This window comes from Mucilaginibacter sp. OK268, assembly GCF_900103125.1.
Classification (GTDB): Bacteria; Bacteroidota; Bacteroidia; order Sphingobacteriales; family Sphingobacteriaceae; genus Mucilaginibacter.
On sequence record NZ_FNJV01000001.1, the window covers coordinates 413,693 to 437,874 of the forward strand.

At 46.3% G+C, this 24,182-nt stretch carries 13 protein-coding genes; all 13 read left to right on the top strand.

Going from position 1 to position 24,182, the window contains the following annotated elements; genetic code table 11:
* The 13 genes from BLR84_RS01740 (at position 1) to BLR84_RS01800 (ending at position 24,150) form a co-directional block, all read left to right on the top strand.
* The gene (locus BLR84_RS01740) at positions 1-2,787 is read left to right on the top strand and encodes a glycoside hydrolase family 2 protein (RefSeq protein ID WP_090463464.1); all 2,787 of its coding nucleotides are present in this window, start codon (positions 1-3) and stop codon (positions 2,785-2,787) included.
* Between the two features lie 3 nt (positions 2,788-2,790).
* Positions 2,791-5,547, top strand: coding sequence for an alpha-L-rhamnosidase (locus tag BLR84_RS01745; protein WP_090463467.1), 2,757 nt, complete (start codon positions 2,791-2,793; stop codon positions 5,545-5,547).
* A gap of 12 nt (positions 5,548-5,559) precedes the next feature.
* Positions 5,560-6,285, top strand: coding sequence for a DUF3826 domain-containing protein (locus BLR84_RS01750; RefSeq protein ID WP_255366838.1), 726 nt, complete (start codon positions 5,560-5,562; stop codon positions 6,283-6,285).
* A 7-nt stretch (positions 6,286-6,292) separates the two neighbouring features.
* Positions 6,293-7,423, top strand: a complete 1,131-nt coding sequence (locus BLR84_RS01755) for a sialidase family protein (RefSeq protein ID WP_090465701.1) — start codon at positions 6,293-6,295, stop codon at positions 7,421-7,423.
* Between the two features lie 259 nt (positions 7,424-7,682).
* Positions 7,683-9,083 (top strand): alpha/beta hydrolase family protein, encoded by a 1,401-nt coding sequence (locus BLR84_RS01760; RefSeq protein WP_090465704.1) that lies wholly within the window; start codon positions 7,683-7,685, stop codon positions 9,081-9,083.
* A 3-nt stretch (positions 9,084-9,086) separates the two neighbouring features.
* The gene (locus tag BLR84_RS01765) at positions 9,087-9,971 is read left to right on the top strand and encodes a sugar phosphate isomerase/epimerase family protein (RefSeq protein ID WP_090463470.1); all 885 of its coding nucleotides are present in this window, start codon (positions 9,087-9,089) and stop codon (positions 9,969-9,971) included.
* 7 nt (positions 9,972-9,978) lie between these two features.
* On the top strand, positions 9,979-11,901 hold the full coding sequence (locus BLR84_RS01770; protein WP_176851915.1) for a hypothetical protein: 1,923 nt from the start codon (positions 9,979-9,981) through the stop codon (positions 11,899-11,901).
* Positions 11,898-12,611, top strand: a complete 714-nt coding sequence (locus tag BLR84_RS01775; RefSeq protein ID WP_090463473.1) for an L-rhamnose mutarotase — start codon at positions 11,898-11,900, stop codon at positions 12,609-12,611. Before BLR84_RS01770 ends, BLR84_RS01775 begins: the two co-directional genes overlap by 4 nt.
* A 1-nt stretch (position 12,612) precedes the next feature.
* Positions 12,613-13,692, top strand: a complete 1,080-nt coding sequence (locus tag BLR84_RS01780; RefSeq protein WP_090463477.1) for a Gfo/Idh/MocA family protein — start codon at positions 12,613-12,615, stop codon at positions 13,690-13,692.
* Between the two features lie 8 nt (positions 13,693-13,700).
* On the top strand, positions 13,701-15,290 hold the full coding sequence (locus BLR84_RS01785) for a sodium:solute symporter family transporter (RefSeq protein ID WP_090465710.1): 1,590 nt from the start codon (positions 13,701-13,703) through the stop codon (positions 15,288-15,290).
* A gap of 3 nt (positions 15,291-15,293) precedes the next feature.
* The gene (locus BLR84_RS01790) at positions 15,294-17,492 is read left to right on the top strand and encodes an alpha-L-rhamnosidase-related protein (RefSeq protein ID WP_090463480.1); all 2,199 of its coding nucleotides are present in this window, start codon (positions 15,294-15,296) and stop codon (positions 17,490-17,492) included.
* The gene (locus BLR84_RS01795; RefSeq protein WP_218128194.1) at positions 17,489-20,797 is read left to right on the top strand and encodes a glycoside hydrolase family 2 TIM barrel-domain containing protein; all 3,309 of its coding nucleotides are present in this window, start codon (positions 17,489-17,491) and stop codon (positions 20,795-20,797) included. The genes BLR84_RS01790 and BLR84_RS01795 overlap by 4 nt, the downstream gene beginning before the upstream one ends.
* Complete coding sequence (locus BLR84_RS01800; RefSeq protein ID WP_090463484.1) at positions 20,794-24,150, top strand: glycosyl hydrolase; 3,357 nt, start codon at positions 20,794-20,796, stop codon at positions 24,148-24,150. Before BLR84_RS01795 ends, BLR84_RS01800 begins: the two co-directional genes overlap by 4 nt.
* The last annotated feature ends 32 nt before the right edge of the window (positions 24,151-24,182 follow it).

A 24,182-nucleotide genomic window follows, 5' to 3' on the forward strand; every position in this document is an offset into this window, starting at 1 on the left:
ATGAGATCTGCCTGTTTTAAAATATGGATTATTTTGCTGTTTGTGATAAGCGGGATAGCAGCCCGTGCCCAGGAAACACAAAAGCTGTTCCTGTCGGGCACCGGCAGCGATCATACCGTAAACTGGCAGTTTTACTGTACCGGGGGCAATAACGCCGGCAAATGGACTACCATCCCCGTGCCATCAAATTGGGAGTTTCAAGGCTTTGGCAAATACAATTATGGACTTGCGAAGGATAGTGTAAAGGGTAAAGAGCAAGGCCTTTATAAATACGGGTTTAATGTGCCTGCATCATGGCAGGGCAAAGCCATCAATATTGTTTTTGATGGCTCTATGACCGATACTGAGGTGAAATTAAACGGCAAATCGGCAGGGCCAGTTCACCAGGGCGCATTTTACCGTTTTAAGTATGATGTAAGCGCTTTGCTCAATTACGGTAAACCGAACTTGCTGGAGGTAACGGTATCTAAACATTCTGCCAACGCATCGGTGAACGCGGCCGAGCGCAAGGGTGATTTCTGGATCTTTGGCGGTATTTTCAGGCCGGTATTTTTGGAAGCATCGCCAAAATCTCACATCAGCTACTATGCTGTTGATGCTAAAGCTAATGGTAATATAAAGGCGCAACTCAGACTGGTTTCTGTAAAATCGGGCTCGGTAACAGGGCAAGTTTATACACAGGCAGGGCAAAAGTTCGGCGCTCCGTTTTCTGTGAAGGTTAATGCTGGTGACACCGTTGCTTATATCAGTATGCATCTTGCTTCGCCTAAATTATGGTCGCCGGAGTTTCCTAACCTGTATAATGTGGTATTTACGCTGAATGAGAATGGCAAAGCTGTTCATACAGTAAAACAGCGCATCGGTTTCCGTACGGTTGAACTTAGGGCGCACGACGGCATTTACGTAAACAACGCGAAGATTAAATTTAAAGGCGTAAACCGCCATTCATTCTGGCCGACAACAGGCAGGGCGCTCAATAAAAAGATCAGCATTGAAGATGTACAGCTGATGAAGGATATGAACATGAACGCCGTACGCATGTCGCATTATCCGCCCGATGATCATTTCCTGGATGTGTGCGACTCTTTAGGCCTTTTTGTGTTAGACGAACTCACTGGCTGGCACCACGCTTATGATGACGTAGTTGGTTCAAAGTTGACAAAGGAACTTATCGAAAAAGATATTAATCACCCTTCCATTGTGGTGTGGGATAATGGTAACGAAGGCGGTTTTAACTTTAACCTCGATCATTGGTTTGATGAGTTGGATATTCAGAAACGGCCGCTGGTCCACCCATGGGGCATCTTCCGGGGAACAAATACACAGCATTATATCAATTATGACTACGGTACCAATACCGGCATCAACGGTCATGACATATTTTTCCCAACCGAATTTTTACATGGCCTGTACGACGGCGGTGCTGGTGCTGGTTTAGATGATTTCTGGAAACAGATGTGGCATACGCCAATTTCGGCAGGTGGATTTATATGGGATTTTGCTGATGAAGCTGTGGTTCGCACCGATAAGAACGGCGAACTCGACAGCGACGGCGATCACGGCCCCGATGGAATCATCGGCCCGTATCATGAAAAAGAGGGAAGTTACTACGCCATCAAAGAGATCTGGAGTCCAGTTTATCTTGAACCTCGGGAGATAACGCCAGCTTTCAATGCCGCGCTTCGCTTAGAGAACAGATATTCTTACACCAACCTCAAACAATGCACATTCAGTTATAAACTGGCTACGCCCAATGGTGCCAGTTCAAAAACTAAAACCGGTAGCATCGCTTCGCCGGATGTTGCACCGCGGCAGTATGGGAACCTGCAATTACAACTACCCAAAGGCTGGCAAAATTTTGATATACTGTATATCTCTGCATTTGATGTAAACAAGCATGAACTGTTTACATGGAGTTTTCCGATAAGCAGTCATGATCAAATCACCAACCGTATCATTAGCAAAACAGGAGGAAACAAAGCGCTGATCAGCGAAACCGATTCGCTGTATAATGTGAGAACCGGCAATGGTATAGAGCTGGCTTTTAACCGCAATTCGGGCATATTGGTTAGTGTAAAAAATGCCAAAGGCGATATCCCTTTTAACAACGGGCCAATATTAGTTGAAGGGCAGGATCAAACAGGTTTTCAAAAACTCACTTATCATTACGATGGGGATAACCTAATAGTTGAAGCAGTATTCCCACCTAAAAAATCCGAGCCTTTATTAAAGTGGACGATCTACCCATCGGGCTGGGTGCAGCTTGTTGTTAAATACTGGCCTATTGGCGAGGAAGCCACCCTGATGGGTGTCAATTTTTCTTTCCCCGAAAAAGAGATCAAAGGTGTTACTTATATGGGCGATGGCCCTTACCGGGTATGGAAAAACCGGATGAAAGGTACTTCGCTGGGCGTTTGGGATAAAACTTACAACAATACCATAACCGGGCAAGGCAAGGTCGTTTACCCCGAATTTAAAGGCTATTACTCCAACCTCTACTGGATGAAACTGCAAACCACCGGGCAGCCGGTAACCATTGTTTGCAATAGCAGGGATGTGTTCATGAGGTTGTTTAACCCAGCCAATCCTAAAAATGTGTACAACACTGCCCCGCTTTTTCCTTCGGGCGATATCTCGTTTATGCACGGTATAACCCCGATAGGAACCAAATCGCAAAAGCCTGAAAAACTTGGGCCTGGGGGCCAAAAGAACCAATATTTTAATTACGATAGGAATATAGAAGATGCGCTCACGCTCAACCTGTATTTTGATTTTTCGGGTAAATAATAAATGAAAAGGATATTCACATATCTCATTTTGGCTGCTGCGGTTATTGTAAACTGCCCCGGCAATTGCTATGCGGATAGCCGCATCGGTTTACAAAACCTGCGCTGTGAAATGCTGAACAATCCTTTAGGCATCGGCACAATAAAGCCTCGCTTAAGCTGGCAGATCACAAGTGATGCTCGTAACACAAACCAGGTAGCCTATCAAATCCTGGTAGCTTCAACTCCCGAAAAGTTAACAGCAGGGCGGGGTGACCTGTGGGATTCGCATAAAGTGAGTTCTGATGCATCTGTTATGGTTAACTACTCGGGTAAGGCGTTAGATAGCCGTGCAGCGTGTTACTGGAAAGTTAGGGTGTGGACTAACAATGGTGCAACGGCCTGGAGCAAACCGGCAAAATGGAGTGTAGGCCTTTTAAACCCCACCGACTGGAAAGCCAAATGGATAGGCTGCGACCGCGGTTTTGCCTGGGATAGCGTATCGAAGTTTTCCCGTCTTTCGGCGCGGTATTACCGTTGCCAGTTTGATTTGAAGCCGGGCATTAAAAAAGCTACGGCTTATATAGTTGGTCTTGGCCATTACGAATTATATGTGAACGGTCAACTCCTTGGTGACCAGGTCCTGGCCCAGGCCCCTACGGATTATACCCAATCTGTCAAGTACAACACGTTTGATGTTACAGATCACTTGAAAAAAGGTGACAATGCCATCGGAACGGTATTGGGCAATGGCCGCTATTTTACCATGCGCCCAAAATACAAGCCTAAAAAGATCAAGGAGTTTGGTTTTCCAAAAATGTTGCTGCAACTGGAGGTAGAATATAATGATGGTACAAAGCAAACCATCATAAGCGATAACAACTGGAAATTCACTGCCGATGGCCCTATCCGTACCAATAACGAGTATGATGGCGAGGAATACGATGCCACCAAAGAATTTCCGGGATGGAGCAAGCCAGGCTTTGATGACAGCCAATGGCTTAAGGCCGAATTAGTACAGGCACCCGGCGGCAAGCTTGATGCGCAGATGAACGAGCCCATCAGGGTAATGGATACCATCAAACCCATCGGCATCAATCAATTGAAAAAAGATGTATGGATCCTGGATCTGGGGCAAAACATGGCCGGTTGGCTTCAAATGCGGGTGAAAGGGAACAGGGGCGATAAAGTAACCCTTCGATATGCCGAAACCGTGCAGCCTAACAATGAGCTTTATGTAGCCAATCTGCGCGACGCCAAAGTAACCGATGTGTATACGCTGAAAGGTGGAGCAGAAGAGATCTGGCACCCCGTATTTGTGTATCACGGATTCCGGTATGTGGAGATCAGCGGTTATCCCGGTAAGCCCGAATTAAATGATTTTGAGGGACATGTTGTTTACGATGCCTTGCCGACCATCGGCCATTTCGAAACATCCAACGATATCGTCAACAAGATTTATCATAATGCTTATTGGGGAATATTGAGCAACTATAAAGGTATGCCGGTTGATTGCCCGCAGCGTAACGAACGGATGCCATGGCTGGGCGACCGTGCTGTTGGTTCGCTGGGCGAAAGTTTTGTGTTCGCCAACGATAATTTCTATGCCAAATGGCTGGATGATATCGCGCAATCGCAGAAGCCGGACGGCGCTATACCGGACGTAGCCCCGGCCTACTGGAATTATTACAGCGATAACATGACCTGGCCTGGCACTTATATTTTGGTGGCCGATATGCTTTACCGGCAGTTTGCGGATAAAGCGCCTATCGAAAAGAACTATGCCTCCATGAAAAAGTGGATGGATTACATGCGGTTTAAATACATGAAAAACAACATTGTCACCAAAGATAAATATGGCGACTGGTGCGTACCTCCTGAATCTCCGGAGCTGATCCATGCCAAAGATTCTTCGCTTAACACCGATGGGCAACTGATCGCGACAGCTTACTATTACAATCTTTCGGGCCTGATGGAAAAGTTTGCCCGTATGCTGCACAAACCTGCTGATGCGCAGTTTTTCGCCACAATAAAACAGAATATCGGTAAAGCATTTAATGATAAATACTTTGATAAAACCACGTCAAAATACAGCAATAATACAGTTACGGCCAATCTGCTGCCGATGTATTTCGGGATCACTCCAACTGCCAATAAACAAGCTGTATTTAAAAATATAGTAGCAAAAATAAATGACGCTCATGACCATATCAGCACGGGCGTTATTGGCACCCAATGGCTCATGCGGGGGCTTACCGAATTTGGTCGCCCTGACCTGGCCTGGAGGATAGCCTCCAATACAACTTACCCGAGCTGGGGTTATATGGCCAACAGGGGCGCAACCACTATTTGGGAATTGTGGAACGGTGATACCGCTAACCCGGCTATGAACTCCCGTAACCACATTATGCTGCTGGGCGATCTGATTGCCTGGTTTTACCAGGACATAGCCGGTATAAAAACAGTTAATGCCGGTTTTAAGCAATTGGTTATGCAGCCCGCAATTACTGGCGAATTGGATAGTGTTAATGCCTCGTACCAAACGCCTTATGGCCTTGTGCGCAGTAATTATACCAGCACCAAAAAAAGTTTTAACTGGCATGTCACTGTGCCGCCAAATAGTTCGGCCCGGGTTTATGTGCCTGCAAAAAATATAAGTGAAGTAACCGAGGGCGGGGCTAAAATATTAGGGATAAAAGAAATTAAGCCCCTGAAGATGGAAAATGGCCGTGCCATTTTGAGCATAGGTTCAGGTGATTATGATTTTGAAGCTAAGTATTAAAGAAACATCGATATGAAAAAATTAAATATTGCGGGTATTATGCTGATTGCATTGCTTTCGCTTTCAAGCACTGTTAATGCTCAGGAACAGCAGGCGGCCAAATCAATTCCAACGCCGGAGACCCAGGCCAAAGCCGATGCCGAAGTTGATAAAAAAGCTACCGATTGGGTTGCCTCCTTGTCCCTTACCGATACAGCAAAGACTATCCGTGTAAAAAATGTAATAGCAACCCACCTTAAGGCAATCCGCGATTGGAACAACAACCATTCATATGAAATGGTTCCCGCAGGTATTGACCCTGCAACGGGCAAGATGCTGAGCACAATGGACAGGCAGATCATCATCAATTCGTCCCTGCCGAAATCTGTTCACGAAAACCTGATGGCCGGTTTACGTGCCGATTTAACCGAAGAGCAGGTGGAAAATGTGCTTGATAAATATACCATCGGTAAGGTGGCTTTTACTTTGGCCGGCTACAAATCCATAATACCTGATCTGACGACTGTTGAAGAGGCAACCATTCTCGCTAACCTGAAACAGGCCCGCGAACAGGCCGTGGATTTTAAAAATATCAAACAGGTATCGGCCATATTCGAAATCTACAAAACCAAAAACGAACAATACCTCAACAGCAACGGCCGTAACTGGCACAAGCTATATGGCGATTACACCAAGGCCATCATTGCAAAAAAGGCTGCTGATAAAGCGGCAAAAGATAAAGCTGTCACTCAAAAATAATAATACGATGCTAAAAAAGATCTTGTTTATCAGTATCGGGGCTTGCCTATTCATAGCTAATGCATTTGCCCAAAATCCATGGCGCAAGGGCATTATCAAAGATGAGTTTATTTATGAGAAAGCACCTTACCCGGAATGCCACGCGGCAACCATCGCCGAAACACCAAACGGCCTTGTAGCCTCATGGTTCGGAGGCACTAAGGAGCGCAACCCCGATGTATGTATCTGGGTGAGCCGTTTTGTTAATGGCATATGGACGGAAGGTATTAATGTTGCCAACGGCATCCAAAACGATACCTTACGCTATGCCTGCTGGAACCCGGTACTATATCAGGTACCCAAAGGTGAATTACAGCTTTATTATAAAATAGGCCCAAGTCCGGCAAAATGGAAGGGTTTTATAAAAACATCCAAAGACGGCGGCATTAGCTGGTCGGAGCAGAAAGCTTTGCCAGAAGGCTTTTTAGGGCCGATCAAAAACAAACCTGTGTTATTGAAAGATGGCACATTGCTGAGCCCGGTAAGCACGGAAGGTAAAGCATGGCAGGTACATTTTGAAGCCACTAAAGACTTCGGCAAAAACTGGACGATGATAGGCCCGATCAGTGACGGTAAAGACATGAAAGCCATACAGCCGAGTATTTTAACTTATAAAGATGGCAGGTTGCAGGCGCTTTGCCGCAGCCAGAACAGGGCTATTCTCAGCACATGGTCTAAAGATAATGGACAAACATGGTCTGCTTTGGAGAAAACTTCATTGCCAAATAATAACTCCGGTACAGATGCGGTGACATTAAAAGACGGTCGGCAGCTATTGGTTTACAACCATGTTTTGCCGCCGGGAAATCTGGCCAAAGGTGCCCGTACACCGCTTAATGTGGCTGTTTCCAAAGATGGTGTTACGTGGTATGCGGCGTTGATTTTGGAGGATTCGCCTATCAGCCAGTATTCTTATCCATCGGTTATCCAAACTTCGGATGGTATGGTACATGTGGTTTATACCTGGCGCCGGCAAAAGATAAAGCATGTGGTTATTGACCCTTCAAAGTTGGAGCTGAAAGAAATAAAAGATGGTATTTGGCCTAAGGTGGAGGGTTATACACTTCCGGTGGCCAGTGGTGAAACTAAGGATTTGTAAGGTGGAGAAAATGGCAGCAAGTTGAACGGGGTATCATACTGATGCCCTCGAAGCATGGTGGGCAGACCTTTACGCGCGACCCTCTGACAGGCAGGCTAAGGCTTACGAAGTTTTTAAAACATCGTAAGTCGGGACTTTATTTGATTGATTGTTTAAATGTATAGACGCATTACATGCGTCTCCCGTGAGCAAATTAATTGTAAAGCCACTTGTCCTAAAGGAGACGCATGTGATGCGTCTACACAAAAAAAATAAAGCGATGAAAAAACTAATCTACATACAACTAACCTGCCTCACAACAATGTGTTTCACTGCCCATGCGCAGCAAACAACAGACGCCATGTACAGGAAAACCCTGAAAGATGTGCTTAATGAGGTACAGGAAAAATACCACGTAAAGATCAAATATACCCCTGCGCAGGTAAATGATAAATGGGTTAACTATGCCCAGTGGCGTTTCAGGGCCAATGTAGATACCACGCTGGCCAATATCCTTACTCCGCTCGATTTAAAAGTGAATAAGGAAGCCCTAGGCAGGTACAAACTGAAGGAATATGAATACTTCCGCTGGTCGGTAAGCGATGGCTGGAAGGAGCTTGACAGAATAGCCGCCCAATACCACGACCGGGATAGCTGGGAACAACGTAAAGCGATACTGAAACCCCAATTGTATAAAGCTTTGGAACTATCGCTCTTGCCTGCTAAACCTGCTTCAAAACCCATCATCACACCTAAACGGATCTATGACGGTTACACGGTTGAGAATATCGCTATCGAAATTTTGCCTGGGTTGTACATCAACGGCTCTCTTTATAAACCATCCAAAATAAAAGGAAAGATCCCGGTGATCTTAAGTCCTGATGGGCATTGGGAACACCAGCGTTACCGCGCCGATTGCCAGATCCGTTGTGCCTCGCTGGCGCGGATGGGGGCTATGGCTTATAGCTATGACCTTTTTGCCTGGGGCGAATCCCTGCTGCAATTTAAGGATGAAGATCATCGTCGCAGCCTGGCACAAACTATCCAGGCACTTGGCGCTATCCGGATCCTGGATTATGTGCTATCGCTTAAGGAAACCGATCCTGAACGGGTGGCAATTAGCGGAGGCTCGGGCGGTGGAAGCCATACCGTGTTAATGACTGCCATGGATGACCGGATCAAACTAAGTGCTCCTGTTGTATCGGTATCATCTTATTTTTATGGGGGATGCCCTTGCGAAAGCGGGATGCCAATTCACCAATGCGGCAACGGGACTGATAATGTAGAAATAGCTGCCATGGCTGCACCGCGCCCGCAATTACTGATCTCCGACGGGCAAGACTGGACAGCCAATATGCCCGAACATGATTTTCCTTACCTCCAAAAAATGTACGGCTATTACGGTGCTGCCAATAAAGTAGAAAATGTACATCTGCCCAATGAAGGCCATGATTTTGGTCCTTCAAAAAGAGCGGCGTTGTACGCCTTTATAGCCAAAAACTTTCATCTCGACATTAATAAAATTAAAGATAGTAAAGGTGGTTTCGATGATGGAAAGGTCACCATTGAAAAAGAACCCGCTATGTATGTATTTGGTGATAAAGGCGAAAAACTCCCATCGAATGCTATAAAGGGATTTGAGCAATTGGAAAAAGTATTTGGACAGGCAACAAAAAAATAAACTATGAAAAACAGATTGATCCCGGGGTTGTGGATAGGATTAATGATGTGTGCTTTTGGCCCACCGTCGGTTGCACAAACGGTATCAAAGCAACGCTATAAAGTAGCGGTCGTTGATCTGATGATCCTTAAACGGCAAAAGTTAGGGGCGTTTCAGCTGGTTAAAGATATCGGTGCGGATGGCGTTGAGGTAGATATGGGTGGTCTTGGCGACCGCGAAACTTTTGATAACCAACTGGCCAATGATTCCATTAAAAAAGTATTCCAGAAAAAGGCAAAAGAGCTGGATTTGGAGATCCCTTCCATGGGCATGACCGGCTTTTTCGCTCAGTCATTTGCCGAGCGGCCAACAGCGATTAAGGCGGTTACTGATTGCATCAACACTATGAAACAAATGGGCGTTAAGGTTGGCTTTTTGCCGATGGGCGTAAAGGGCGATTTAGTGAAATTTCCTGAATTGCGGCCCGCTATTGTTGCCCGCTTAAAGGAGGTCGGCAAAATAGCCGAAAAGGCGGGTGTTGTAATAGGCATTGAAACCGCGCTGGATGCCAAAGGCGAATTACAGCTACTCAAAGATGTAGGCTCATTAGCTATTAAAAGCTATTTCAATTTTGAAAATGCTATCAGGAACGGTCGCGATTTGAGCAGCGAGCTTAAGGTGTTGGGCAAAAATAATATCGTTCAGATCCATTGCACTAATGATGATGGTGTTTGGCTGCAAAATGATCCAAAAATAAATATGGAGCAAGTAAAGGCTACTTTGGATAAAATGGGCTGGACGGGCTGGCTGGTTATCGAACGCTCACGCGACGCCAAAGACCCGCGCAATGTAAAGTGGAATTTCAGCGCCAATACCACATATGTAAAGTCAATATTTCAAACTAACTAAACCATAAATGAAGCGCTGCCGCATAGTTGTTTTGATGCTCCTGTCAAATTTTATTTTGACCGGTAGCGTTTTTGCGGCCGAGATTTGGGTATCGCCAAAAGGCTCCGATAAAAATAGCGGAACCCAGCAGCAACCGCTGGCAACCGTAGCTATGGCACTCCGAAAAGCCCGTGAACTGAGGCGATTAAATGATGAACCGATAAAAGGCGGCATCTATATTAAAGTATTAGCGGGAGTTTACCAGTTAGCTGAACCTTTATTTGTCCGCCCGGAAGATTCAGGTACAGCCGATAGCCCGACCATTATTGAAGGTGAAGGTATAGGCAAAACCGTTTTAAGCGGCGGCGTTACTGTAACGGGATGGCGTAAAGTAAATACAGTGATTCCCGGTTTGCCCGCCGAAGCTAAAGGCAAAGTTTGGGAAGTAGATGCGCCAATGATTGGCGATGAACCTTTACAATTCAGACAGCTTTGGGTAAATAACGTAAAGGCGATCCGCGCTCGTGATACCGATGCCCCGGTAATGAACCGCATTCTTTCCTGGGATCACAAAACCGAAACCTGTATTATTCCATCAGCGGCTTCGCTGGATGCCTCACATATCAGTGGCATGGAAATGTTTATTCACCAATGGTGGGCAATTGCCATTTTGCGGGTTAAGGCTGTTAAAGTAATGGGGGATAGTGCCCGCTTATCGTTTTACCAGCCAGAAAGCCGCATCCAGTCGGAGCACCCATGGCCCGCACCATGGATCTCCAAAAAAACGGGCAATTCGGCATTTTATCTTAGCAATGCTATCGGTTTTTTGAACCACCCGGGTGAGTGGTATCATGATCGCGTGGCCAATAAGATCTATTATATCCCACGCAAAGGCGAGGATCTGCAAACAGCTATTGTGGCTGTGCCGGAACTGGAAACATTAGTAAAAATGGAAGGCACTCTTGACCGCCCGGTAAATTATTTCGGCTTTAAAAATATCAGTTTTGAGCACAGCAGCTGGCTTCGGCCATCAAAAGAGGGTTTAGTACCTCACCAGGCCGGGATGTATATGCTGGATGCTTACAAGTTAAAAGTCCCCGGCACGCCGGATAAAAAAGGGCTGGAAAACCAGGCATGGGTAGGTCGACCGAAAGCTGCTGTCGAGGTGGCTTATGCATCGCACATCGCTTTTGATGGTTGCGGTTTTGAACATATGGCCTCAACTGGGCTGGATTTTAAACGCGGTATGCATAATGATGTGGTTAAGGGATGTCTGTTTAAAGATATCGGCGGTACGGCAGTCCTCGACGGTATATATTCCGATGAGGCACAGGAAGTTCACCTGCCTTATAATCCAACTGATAAACGGGAGATCTGCACCAATGATACCATCGCCAATAACCTGATAATTGATGCCACTAATGAAGATTGGGGATGCGTTGGCATTGGTGCGGGTTATGTAAAAGGCATCAGCATAACGCATAACGAGGTCTGTGATGTAAACTACACCGGCATCAGCATGGGTTGGGGCTGGACAAAGACTATCAATGCCATGAGCGATAACCGCATCATGGCCAACAAAATTCATCATTATGCCCGTAATATGTATGATGTGGCCGGCATCTATACGCTCTCGGCCCAGCCCGGTTCGGTGATCAGCAATAACTATGTCGACAGCATTTACAAAGCCCCTTACGCGCATGACCCGCAGCATTGGTTTTACCTGTATACCGACGAGGGCTCGTCATACATCACGCTAAAAAACAACTGGTGCCCGGCCGATAAATTCCTCAAGAATGCAAACGGCCCCGGCAATGTTTGGGAAAATAATGGTCCGCAGGTTGATGTGGTCATCAAAAATGCCGCCGGGTTGGAAGTGCCTTATCGCTACCTGTTCCAATACAGATCAATAAATCGGGACAACCGGCCAATCAATCATAAAACAGAATGAAAATATTAAAAGCATATATAGTTTGGCTAACGGCGGTTTTACTGTTGCTGGCATCTGATGTAAAAGCAGCTTCAAACCCTTATGCCATTATCGAAGTGACGGGTTCGCAAGGCAAGCAACTCAATTATGCGGCCTTATTGAATATCGCCCGTAAGCAGGGGTTACCGGCTTCGGCTGTTTACCGTTGGGATAATCATCTCATTGTTTATGGCAAGCATTTAAATACGGCATCCATCCAAAACAGCGCTCGGGCGGTATACCCATCATGCCAGGTTACGGTTTACAGCAGCCCGTTTTATGATTTTAACCGCGAACAGCGTTGCGGCGGGAGTGGCCTTGCTAAGCAATGGGATAATATTATACTCACTGCGAACCTGGTTAATGATGAACGCCTGCAGCAGGAATATATCGATTACCACATTACCCAGTTTAAAAATTGGCCCGAGGTGGCTAAGGGCTTTTGTAATGCCGGTTTTCAGCAATTACTGGTATTCAGGAACGGGCGTCGGCTGATGCTGGTGATCAGTATCCCGAAAGGCAAAAAGCTTGACGACCTCAATCCTAAAACCATCGAAAATAACCCGCGGGTAAACGATTGGAACAGGTTGATGAAAAAATACCAGGAAGGTGTGCCCGGCACGCGAAAGGGCGAGATATGGGTATTTTTTAAACAGGTAACAGACAACAGCGACACTAAACGATCATTATAAAATGAAAATAGGAATATTAGGATTAGGCGAAGGGCGCAGCACCATGTCGGCAGTATTGAAAAGCGATAAGCTTGAACTGAAAATGGTGTGCGACAAGAATATTGAATTGTGCAAACAACGCGCCGAAGAATTTAACTTTCATAACTACACTACCAGTTACCAGGACCTGCTCAATGATGCTGAAATAGATATCATTGCCATTTATACGCCCGATCATCTGCATGCGGAACATGTTAAACAGGCTTTATTGCATGGCAAACATGTGGTGTGCACTAAACCTTTTATTGATGATCTGAGCAAAGCCGCCGAACTGCTTGAACTGGTTGCACAAAGCGGCAAAAATGTATTTGTAGGTCAAAGCTCCCGCTTTTTTGAGCCAATGAAAAAACAACGCAAAGATTATGAAGCCGGTTTAATAGGGGATTTGATCACGGTAGAGGCTTATTACCATGCAGATCACCGGTGGTTTTTGGAGAAGCCATGGTCGTTACAGCAGGCTTTTAAGTGGTTGTACGGGGGCTTAAGCCACCCGGTAGATTTTATCCGCTGGTACCTGCCCGATATTGAAGAGGTGATGGGTTACGGCATGCTGAGCTCTAACGGAGCAAAAGGAGGCCTCAAGAACCCGGATACGATGCACTTTATTTTCAAAGCGAAGGACGGTAGGATAGCACGTGTAAGCGGTTGTTATACCGGTCCGGTGCAGCCCGTTACCCGCGACAGTGAGATGAGCTGCATTTTACGCGGCACCGAAGGCTGTAGCCAGGGTGATTATATGGACCTGCGCTATGCCATCACCGATAATACCGGCGAAGAGCGCATCCTAACCTGGGAACATAAATTGAAACATTATTTCAGGTTTGAGGGCAAAAGCCACCACGCCGGCGAGTATCAAAATTACCTCGAATATTTTGCGGATAGTATCACCCAAGGCTATACAGCTTATCCCGATATTAAAGAAGGCATCGGTACTATCGCTTTGCTGCAAGCTATGGACCGCTCCTTACAAAGCGGTAAACCCGTAAAGGTTGATGATATCCTCACCGAATTTAATTTAACCGTAAATGAGTTAAGCGCATGATATTGGGCATGAGCAATATCGTATCGCGCCTCACGCTGTTAGATTACTCCGTTGTGGCTGTGTACCTAATTGTTTTAATGGTAATCGGTTATCGCGCCAGTTTCGGCAATAAAAACAAAACGGATGAAACGCTTTTCCTGGCCAATAAATCGCTGGGATGGGCGAGTATTGGTTTTAATATGTGGGGCACCAACGTGGGGCCGTCCATGCTGCTGGCTTTTGCAAGCATCGGTTACAGTACAGGCATCGTAGCCGTAAATTTTGATTGGTATGCTTTTGTGTTCCTGATGCTGCTGGCGCTGGTATTCGCGCCGAAATATATCGCTGCCAAAGTATCAACCATGCCCGAGTTTATGGGCAACCGTTATGGCGATTCTACCCGTAACATCCTGGCCTGGTACGCTTTGATCAAAATGCTCATCTCGTGGCTATCCTTAGGTCTGTTTGCCGGTGGATTTCTGGTGAGGCAGATCCTCGGGATCCCCATGTGGCAATCCGTTATTGTACTGGTTTCATTTGCCGGTTTGTTTGCCTTTACCGGCGGTTTAAAAGCTATCGCCAAAGCAAATGTATTCCAGATGCTGTTGCTCATTGGCGTATCATTAATTTTAACTGTGCTGGGAGTAAACAAAGCAGGCGGGTTATCAGCAGTATTTCATCAAACGCCCAATAATTACTGGAACTTGATTCACCCGGCAAGTGATGTTAAATATCCCTGGTATGCTATTTTGCTGGGTTACCCGGTATCGGCAGTAGCTTTTTTCTGTACAGATCAGGCCATGGTACAATCGGTATTGGGTGCTAAAAACCTGGAACAGGGACAGCTCGGCGTTAACTTTATTGGCTGGCTCAAAATATTATCCCTGCCGTTGTTCATCCTCACCGGTATCCTGTGCTTTATCCTCTACCCACATCTGAGCGATCCGGCACTGGCCTATATGACTATGGTCACCAATCTCTTCCCGCCGGGTATGAACGGGCTGGTTATTGTGGTATTGATCGCTGTTTTGGTGGGTACCATCGGTTCATCGCTTAACTCATTGAGCACGGTATTCACCATGGATATTTATGCTGAAAAGATCAATCCTAACGCTACTAACAAAGACCTCATCAGGGTTGGGCGCTATACCGTAATTGCCGGCTGCCTGTTTGCTATAGGCATGGCGCTGGCAATTGACAGCATTAAAGGCCTCAACCTGTTCGATGTATTTCAATCGGTATTGGGCTTTATTGCGCCGCCGCTGGCCGTGGTTTTCCTGCTTACGGTTTATTGGAAACGTACTACCCGTAAAGCTGTAAATGTCATCCTGTCAGCGGGTTCGGCTTTTAGTCTTGGCACCGGTGTGGTTTATTTATGGGTGTTGCCATCCGCAAAGTACAGTTTTTGGCCGCATTACCTGATGCTGTCGTTCTTCATCTTTGTCTTCCTGGCAATATCGGCGGTCCTGATCTCGCTGCTCGATAAAGAACCAACAGTTTACAGGGCCACCTTATCCGAAATACACAATACCGCGAAGCCTACCAGGCGCGTAAAAGTGGCCTGGGCACTATTAACAATAGTGATGATTGCTTTATACCTCATTTTCAACGGACATTAAACTATGTACAAAACATCTATCCATATAAAATTTAACAAACTATATGTATTGGTCATACTGCTGAGCCTGATGTTTTTTGCCGATACAGCTAAAGCGCAAAAGGCAACCTGGATCTGGTATCCCGGCGATTATGAAGTATGGCTGAGTAACCGGATGCAGAACCGCCGCACCGAGCGCGGGGCCTTCTTTCCGCCGTTCTGGAAGCTGGACAGTCATTATGTACTGGTTGATTTTCATAAGGATTTTACGCTTGCAAATGCTGAAACTGTTGAGTTTGCCGTTGAAGGGCAATACAATGTAAAGCTTGATGGAAAGGCTTTTTCAGGTTATCCAAAAAACATTCATATGCCGGCTGGCAGGCACAGGCTTAGTCTCAAAGTTTATAACCAGGCTGCTGCACCCGCCATATTTGTTAAGGGGCAGCAGCTAATGTCAGATACCTCCTGGCTGGTAACCTATGAAGATAAGGAGTGGATTGATGAATCGGGCAAAACCTCTGATGTATCGGCCACCAAATACGTGAACGCCGGCAACTGGAACTTTGATTCGGCAGATAAATTACCTTCAGCATTCCGTTTGCCTACGGAGGAGCACAAACCGGAAAAGACTGAGCGAAAAGAGCATTCCATTTTGGTAGATTTTGGTAAGGAAACTTTCGGTTATGCGAAACTCATCGGCTTGAAAGGAAAAGGGAACGTTAAACTCTGCTACGGCGAGTCCAAAGAAGAAGCTTTAGCTACAGCAACCTGCGAATTGCTGGATAGCATTCACATAGATCAGCCTCAAAAAGCTGATTATACTATGGAGGGCTCGCGCGCTTTCCGTTACATCAATGTGTTGTTTGATGACAACGTAAGTGGCGATGGCGTTTCCATGTTTTATGAGTATTCGCCGGTTGAGCAGCGGGGGAGTTTTAAATGTTCGGATGAGCAGATCAATAAGATCTGGGATGTTTCGGCTTATACCCTGCACCTGAATACAAGGGAGTTTTTTATCGATGGGATCAAGAGGGACAGGTGGATCTGGTCGGGCGATGCTTATCAAAGCTACCTCATGAATTATTACCTGTACTTTGACTCACCAACGGTAACGCGCACGCTGTATGCCCTACGCGGTAAAGACCCGGTAACCAGTCATATCAATACCATTATGGATTATACCTTTTACTGGTTCATGGGTATTTATGATTATTACCAGTATACCGGCGATAAAAGTTTTATCAAACAAATGTACCCGCGCATGCAAAGCCTGATGAGCTACTGCCTGCAGCGCCGCGACAAAAACGGACTGATGGAAGGCCTGCCCGGCGACTGGGTATTTATTGACTGGGCCGATAAACTGAGCAAAAAGGGAGAAGTAAGCTTTGAACAATTGCTGCTTTGCCGCAGTCTCGAAACCATGGCCTTATGTGCCAATATCATGGACGATAAAACAGGCAACGATCAATATCAAAAACTCTCAACCGGATTGAAATCAAAGATCTTTGACCTGTATTGGAACAAAGAAAAACATGCTTTTGTGCACAGCATAATTGATGGTAAACAAAGCGATAATGTAACCCGGTACACTAATATGTTCTCCATATTTTTCAATTACCTGACGGACACTCAGCAGCAGGAGGTAAAAAAATATGTATTACTGAACGATAAGATCCAGAAGATCACCACCCCCTACATGCGCTTTTACGAGCTCGAGGCCCTTTGCGCCATGGGCGAACAAAGCTATGTGCTGAAAGAAATGAAGGATTACTGGGGAGGGATGCTGAACCTCGGCGCAACTTCTTTTTGGGAAGAGTATAACCCCACTAAAACCGGTGCCGAGCATTACGCCATGTACGGGCGTCCGTTTGGCAAAAGCCTGTGCCATGCCTGGGGAGCAAGCCCGATATACCTGTTAGGAAAATATTATCTCGGTGTAAAACCAACGGCGCCGGGCTATCAGCAATATGTTATCGAGCCTAACTTGGGTGGTTTACAATGGATGGAAGGCAGTGTGCCTACCGCCAATGGCGATATTAAAGTATCATGCAGCATCAAACAAATCAAGGTAAACAGCGGCACAGGAACCGGTCTGCTTCGGTTTGCGAGTACATCGAAACCGGTTTGTGAGGAGGGGGAATTAACTGCAAAAGGAAACGGCATCTATGAACTTACCATCCAAAAGCAAAAACAGTATACTGTAAGCTATAGCGCGAAGAAATGATGAAGAAGCGATTATTTATCCTGTTTCTAACGGCATTTTCGTCAACCGGGCTTTACGCGCAGCTGGTTGATAAAACACCCGCGCCTATCCCAAATGTGCCTGCAGTTTATGATGCCGAACCATGGGAAAACCCCTTGGTTGATGGTATCAACCGGGATGCTGCACGGGCTACCGGGTATTCATACAGCAACATTAAAGATGCGCTGGCGGGCGATAGGGAAAAATCAGGCAGGATGCTATCCTTAAACGGCTACTGGGATTTTAGTTATGCAGCTAAACCTGCCGATGCCCCAAAAGATTTTTATAAAAGTAGGGTAAGCGGCTGGAAAAAGATCGTCGTACCCTCAAGTATTGAGATGCAGGGTTACGATAAACCTATTTATAAAAGCGCGGTTTATCCTTTCCGCCCGGTTAACCCGCCGCATATACCGCAAGATTATAATGGCGTTGGCAGCTATCAGCGTACGTTCACCCTGCCTGCCGGTTGGAAGGATATGAACATCACCCTGCATTTTGGCGGGGTAAGTTCAGGCTTTAAGGTTTGGTTGAATAGCAAGTTTTTGGGTTATGGGGAGGATAGTTTTTTACCTTCGGAGTTTAACATTACCCCATACCTGCAAGCAGGCGAAAACGTGGTATCTGTGCAGGTGATCCGCTGGAGTGATGGTTATTTCCTGGAAGACCAGGATCAATGGCGCATGAGCGGCATCCACCGGGAGGTGATGTTGCTGGCCGAGCCCAAATTGCGGATTGCAGATTTTCAATGGCAGGCCAAACTGGATAAACAATATAAAGACGCCGTTTTCAGTATTCGACCACGGATCGAAAACCTGACCGGTAAAGCTGTACCCGGCTATAAAATTGAGGCCCGGCTTTTTGATAGGAACAATAAAGAAGTACTTCAACAACCCCTGGAGCGGAGTGTGGAAAGCATCATCAACGAGATCTATCCGCGGCTGGATAATGTAAAGTTCGGTCTGCTGGAAACCACCATGAAAAACCCGGAAAAATGGAGCGATGAAAAGCCGAACCTGTACACACTTACCTTATCTTTAGTTGACAGTGCCGGTCAAACATTGGAGGTTAAAAGCTGCAAGGTTGGGATCAGGAGTATTGAGTTTAGCAAAGAGGATAGCAAGCTGCTCATCAACGGTAAAGTGACTTACCTGTACGGCGTAAACCGGCCGGATCATGACCCGGTAAAAGGCAAAGCGCTATCCCGTGAGGACATTTTGAATGATGTGCGTACCATCAAACGCTTCAATTTTAATTGCATCCGCACCAGTCATTACCCCATGGATCCGTACCTGTACGATCTGTGCGATGAGTACGGTATACTGGTCATAGACGAAGCCAATCTCGAAACACATGGCCTTGGCTCAAAACTAAGTAACGACCCGATGTGGACCGGCGCTTACCTCGATAGGGCAACCCGGATGGTGATGCGCGATAAAAATCATCCAAGCGTGATCATCTGGAGTTTAGGGAATGAGGCCGGTCGCGGGCCAAACCATGCGGCTATGGCCGGTTGGATCCATGATTTTGATATTACCCGGCCGGTTCATTATGAGCCTGCACAGGGCACACCGCAGGCCGAAGGCTATATCGATCCAACCGATCCGCGCTATCCCAAAACTAATGATCATTCGCATCGGCTGCAAAACCCCATTGATCAGCCTTATGTGGATATCGTGAGCCGGATGTATCCCGGAATTTACACCGCCCCCTTGCTGGCCAATCAACAAAATGGCGATAACCGCCCGATATTTTTTGTGGAGTACTCGCACGCGATGGGTAACTCCAACGGAAATTTAAAAGAGTTTTGGGACCAATGGCGATCAACTAAGCGGATAATTGGCGGGGCTATCTGGGAGTTTAAAGACCAGGGATTGCTAAAACATGATTCAACGGGTAAGGCTTACTACGCCTACGGCGGTGACTATGGCGAACGTTATTTTGATAATTTCACCATCAAAGGCATTGTAGCATCCGACGGCAGGCCGAAGCCCGCGATATATGAGTGCAAGCATGTTTTTCAGCCCGCAGTTTGCGAACTGCTTGACGCTGATAAAGGAACCATCCGCATCAAAAATTGGCATAGTGTGGCTTCACTGGCCGATTATGATGTGGACCTGCAGGTTAGGGAAGATGGTAACGTTATTCTTAATAAACCAATCCCCCGCATTAACCTTGCGGCCGGGCATGATACCATCATCAGCATAAAACGATACCTGCCCAATTTAAAGCATAATCATGAATACCTGGTCGATATCCATTTTACCCTTGCTGAAAATAAGCCATGGGCAGCTAAAGGTTATGAAATAGCAAGCGATCAGTTTCAGCTGACTAAGCCCGAATTTTCAGCGGTTCATCCTGATGCTAAAAAATATTCGGCAGTGAAAATCTCAGAAGATGACAAAGTGTACCACGTCAGTGGTAAAGATTTTGAGATAGGCATCAGTAAAGTTAACGGGGCTTTAAATTCCTATATCAGCAAAGGGCAGCAACAGGTATTTGCGCCGCTGTTGCCTCATTTTACCCGCCCGGTTACCGATAATGACCACCGGGGATGGAAAATGGAGAAAAAACTAAAGGCGTGGTTTAATGCTGTGCCTGTATTGAAAAAGATTTCAGTCTCTAAACCCGGCGACGGTTCGGTGATCATAACCAGCATTTATTCTATGCTGAATGATAGCGCTTCGGTAAAGATAAACTACACCATTCGCGGTGATGGGTTGTTAAAAGTTTCTTATTTTCTTGATGTTAAAACGGGTTTACCAAACCTGCCCAAAGTTGGTATGCAGATGGGGATAGCACAGGCTGACAGTAATATTAGCTATTACGCTCGGGGACCTTATGAAAACTATATTGACAGGCGTACGGGTTCGGAAGCGGGGACCTATTCACAACCAATCAGTCAATTCATGGAGCCTTATGTGGTACCGCAGGAAAACGGTAACCGCACCGATGTACGCTGGATGCTGCTGCACCATAAAACCGGCGGCTTGGTGGTAACTGCCGATAGCCTGCTCAGCATGAGCGCCTGGCTTTATACCGAAGAAAACATCCAAAAGGCAAAACACACCAATAAACTCCAGGATGCAGGTTTTATAACCCTTAATATCGATCTGGTACAAATGGGCGTAGGTGGTAATGATAGCTGGTCGGAAGTAGCCGAGCCCTTGGAGCAGTACCACATCCCGGCAAAAAACTATGGTTACAGCTTTTATCTGAAGACTTATCAGGGCAAACCCGATGCTGCCGGAAAAGCGGCGTATCAAATGAAATTTAACAAAACGCAATGAGGAAGCACGTTTTTATAACCGGTATTTGCCTGTGCTTCCTGGTTGTTCAGGGGATGGCCCAGCAGCACAAACCGTTACCCCAAAAAGATGCTTTGAAACAAGCTTTTCTACACCCGCCCGAATCGGCAAAGCCTTGGGTGTTCTGGTACTGGATGCAAGGCGCTGTAAGTAGGGAAGGTATCACTGCCGACCTGCTGGCCATGAAGCAAGCCGGTATTGCCGGGGCTTATTTAATGCCTATCAAAGGGCCGGCTAATCCGCCATATCTTACGCCGTCAATTAAGCAGTTAAGCCCCGAATGGTGGGCTATGGTGAAATTTACCATGCAGGAAGCCGACAGAATAGGTGTAAAATTAGCCATGCACGATAGCGATGGTTTCGCGCTGGCAGGCGGCCCCTGGATAACTCCTGAACTTTCCATGCAAAAAGTAGTATGGTCAAAAACTGAGGTTGAGGGCGGCAAAGCTTATCATGATACTTTGCCTGTACCTTTGCACTATAAAAATTATTATAAGGATATCGAAATATTGGCTTATCCATCGCTTCCCGGCGAGGGTCAGAGTAGTTATGATGAGCATTCAAAGGTAACTACCAATCTGCCGAATACCGATGTACAATATCTTGCTGAAAAAAGGAATACCAAAAGCTTTACCAGTAATGAGTCTTGCTGGCTACAGTTGGAATTTGAAAAGCCATTTACCTGCCGTTCTCTCATTATCCATACGGCTGGGAACAATTACCAGTCGGAGCGGCTACTGCTTGAAGTAAGTGATGATGGTAAAAATTTTCGCTCATTAGGCCGACTTGAGCCACCGCGCCATGGCTGGCAGGATGGGGATGCCGAAATTACCAATGCTATTGAACCAACAACTGCAAAATATTTCAGGTTTACTTATGATAAAAATGGATCAGAACCAGGGGCGGAAGATCTTGATTTTGCCAAATGGAAGCCTACATTAAAGCTTTCGGGGATTGAGTTGTTAAGCGAGCCGCGCATCCATCAATATGAAAGTAAAAACGGTGAGGTGTGGCGCTTAAGCAAGTGTACTACAGAAATCCAGTTACCGGCTAATCTTTGTGTCGATAAAAGCAAGGTTATTAACCTTACTAATAAATTAAGCGCGGATGGTAAACTCAACTGGATTGCACCTGCGGGCAACTGGACTATCATTCGTATTGGTCATACTTCCACCGGGCATACCAACGCTACAGGCGGTGGCGGCATCGGTCTGGAATGTGATAAGTTTAACCCTGAAGCTGCCAAAACGCAGTTTGAGAACTGGTTTGGTGAGGCTATCAAACAGGGGGGGGCTGAACTGGCCAAACGGGTTTTGAAGATTTTTCATGTAGATAGCTGGGAATGTGGCAGTCAAAACTGGTCGCCGATTTTTGCCGGTGAATTTAAAAAACGGCGAGGGTATGATCTGTTGCCATATCTTCCATTAATGGCCGGTGTGCCGATGGAGAGCGCCAAAAAATCCGAAAAGGTATTGGCCGATGTGCGGCAAACTATAGCCGAGTTACTGGTAGATAATTTCTATGGCACAATGGCTAAGCTGGCACACGAAAAAGGCTGCACATTTACTGCTGAAAGCGTTGCCCCAACCATGATGAGCGACGGCATGCTGCATTATCAAAAGGCCGATATCCCGATGGGAGAGTTTTGGTTCAGAAGCCATACGCATGATAAACCCAATGACATGCTTGATGCGATATCCGGCGGCCACATCTACGGAAAAAATATTATCCAGGCCGAGGCTTTTACGGAATTAAGGCTTTTGTGGGATGAACATCCCGGTATGCTCAAAACTGCTGCCGATCGTAATTTTGCCCTTGGCATTAACCGTTATGTTTTCCATGTGAATGTACATAACCCCTGGCTCGATCGTAAGCCCGGGATGACGCTTGACGGGATCGGACTGTTTTTTCAGCGCGATCAAACCTGGTGGCAGCCAGGAAAAGCCTGGTTTGATTATATCGGCCGTTGCCAGGCCATGTTACAGCAAGGCCACCCGGTTACCGATATCGCTGTTTTTACTGGCGAGGAAACCCCACGCCGTGCTATTTTGCCCGACAGGTTGGTGAGTACCCTGCCGGGGATCTTCGGTGCTGAACGGGTCAAACAGGAAGCTGAACGTTTGGCTAATAAAGATGTGCCTGTCATCAATTCGGTTGAAGATGCGAACCACTCAGCCAATATGGCTTTACCTGAGAATTGGATCGACCCCCTGCGCGGTTATGCTTATGATTCTTTCAACAAAGACGCATTGCTGCGTTTAGTTACCGTAAGAAATGGCCGGATCATTTTGCCTGGGGGGGCCAGTTATGCCATACTGGTTGTTCCGGGGATAAGTCAAATGTCACCGCAACCATGGCAGTTATCGGCAGAGGTTATTAAAAAACTTCAACAATTGGTGAACGAGGGGGCTACGGTTTTGTTGGGCGACGAACGGATGAAAGCTACTTTAAGTGGCGTCAAGCAGACATCGGAAACTAAACTGCTGATCGGCCCTTACCAGAAAGATACTTTTGATGAAATCGGCATTTCTCGCGATCTGATCGTTATGGATTCGGTAAATCAATCCGCAAAAGATCTGGCATGGACACATCGCAGGGCTGATAATCTTGATATCTATTTCATCTCCAATCAGCAGGCTTTAAACCGCACTGTCAATTTATCGCTGAGGGTATCATGCCGTGTTCCTGAATTATGGGATCCTTTAACCGGGGATATGAAACGTTTGCATAGTACCAGTGAATCGGCTCGTACAAACCTGAGTCTTAACCTTGTTGCAAATGGTTCCGCTTTTATTGTTTTCAGAAACAGCCACCCGGATACAAAACTTGAGTTGGATAAAGCGGTACATTTTAAAACGGTACAAACTTTTACAAGCTGGCAGATACAGTTTGATCCTAAATCCGGAGGACCTGAAAAGCCGATTACGTTTGATAAACCGGATGACTGGTCGCTTAGTAATAATGACAGCATAAAGTACTACTCCGGAACGGCTGTTTACAACCGCACTTTTCAGTTTACCGGGAAACCGGACAGCAAACTATACCTTGATCTGGGCAATGTTGCCAACCTTGCTGAAGTATACGTAAACGGGATCAACTGCGGCACTGCATGGACATTCCCTTATCGTGTAAACATCAGCAAGGCGGTTAAATTTGGAGAAAATAAGCTAATAATTAAAGTAACCAATACCTGGGCCAACCGCCTCATGGGCGATCATGTGCTGCCGGAAAATAAACGAATTACATGGACAAATGCACCTTACAGGTTGGAAAGCCGCCCGCTTTTGCCGGCTGGATTACTCAGCCCGGTTAGGTTGCTCACTTATATCCCTTAATAGTATGAAAACATCATATAAGTATCTCGCCG